This window comes from Ignatzschineria sp. PL_is040 (assembly GCF_055813795.1).
In genome coordinates this window covers 1-857 of the sequence record NZ_JBVPGU010000031.1, presented here as the reverse complement: position 1 = coordinate 857, position 857 = coordinate 1, and the positions used below count along the sequence as shown (strand labels likewise).

1 protein-coding gene is annotated in these 857 nt (G+C 36.8%); it reads right to left on the bottom strand.

Annotation, left to right across the window (positions count from 1 at the left end):
• Positions 1-17: 17 nt before the first annotated feature.
• Positions 18-773 (bottom strand): IS5 family transposase, encoded by a 756-nt coding sequence (locus AC0SAP_RS10325; protein ID WP_181340669.1) that lies wholly within the window; start codon positions 771-773, stop codon positions 18-20.
• Positions 774-857 lie beyond the last annotated feature (84 nt).

Genomic DNA, 857 nt, shown 5'->3' with positions numbered 1-857 from the left:
TAGGGTCTGTTGCACATTCATAATTTTAACCAAATATAAGCACATGCTAAAGCCACATTACTTATATAACTATTTTTCAATTTATCGTAACGAGTGGCCAGACCTCTAAAGTGCTTCAAAGTGGCAAACATGTTTTCAACCACATGTCTTGCTTCGTAGATGTGCCAATCCATATGAGAGTTCCCCGTTTTACTGTTCTTTCTATTTGGAATATTCGGGTGAACTCCTTGTTTCAATAGTGAATCGCTTAAATCCTCAGAAATATACCCCCTGTCTCCATTGAGTACTCGAGTTTCTTTCATATCCACCTTTTCAATGAGATCAGGAGCTATTTTTACATCATGAGTGACACCATCGCTGATAATAAATTTTATAGGATTCCCATGGGCATCAACTATAAGATGAATTTTAGTGCTATTACCTCCAGCACTTTTAGCAATTGCTTGAGGCTCTGAACCTTTTGCACCTGCGCTACTTTGATGGGCTCTAATATGAGTTCCATCGACCGATAGCCATTCCATGTCAGGATTTTTAATCAAAGCCTTGAAGAGTTTCATAAGCTTACCTGATTTAGACCATCTTCTGAATGCTCTAAAAATATTATTACTGCTTCCAAAACAGTCGGGTAAATAGCGCCATTGGCAGCCCGTTCTCAGTCTATATAGGATTCCTGAGAAAGTATTTCTTAAATTAGATTTGTCATAGATGTTCAAATCTAAGAGAATAGGCTTTAGTTTCAACCAAAGCTTGTCACTAAGTATTGTTTGGAGCATAGAAATAGAGAGTTAGTTAAAAGTTTTCTGGCGATAATATTTTACTACTCTCTATTTTTTATTTCCAATGTGCAACAGACCCTA

Coding starts and splice junctions, on each gene's coding strand:
- AC0SAP_RS10325 (WP_181340669.1), bottom strand. CDS start 773: ATGCTCCAAACAATACTTAGTGACAAGCTTTGGTTGAAACTAAAGCCT.